The sequence below is a fragment of the Nocardioides malaquae genome, from assembly GCF_015070385.1.
In the GTDB taxonomy this organism is placed as follows: Bacteria; Actinomycetota; Actinomycetes; order Propionibacteriales; family Nocardioidaceae; genus Nocardioides; species Nocardioides malaquae.
Map to the genome: position 1 here is coordinate 1 of NZ_JADCSA010001379.1, position 230 is coordinate 230.

Here is a 230-nt window from a genome sequence, read left to right on the forward strand (position 1 = left end):
GTGGTGCTTTATTGTATTGAGCCAGACAGCATCAGGTACAATAGTAGTAGCTCAAGTTCAATAGTAGCCTACAGTACCTGGCCACCACCACCACCACCACCACCATCACCACCACCACCATCATCAACATCACCATCATGATCATCATCATTGCTATCATCTCTGGTAGCCTAGTGTTTACTCTGTGGGCGGGCTGTGTGTCTAACCCACTGTAATAACTGTTGAGCACC

General features: G+C 47.8%; 1 protein-coding gene. It reads right to left on the bottom strand.

All coding sequences use genetic code 11. From position 1 onward, the window contains the following. Positions 1-31: 31 nt before the first annotated feature. The coding region (locus IEQ44_RS17550; RefSeq protein WP_227487738.1) for a hypothetical protein at positions 32-230 on the bottom strand (199 nt) is incomplete at its 5' end.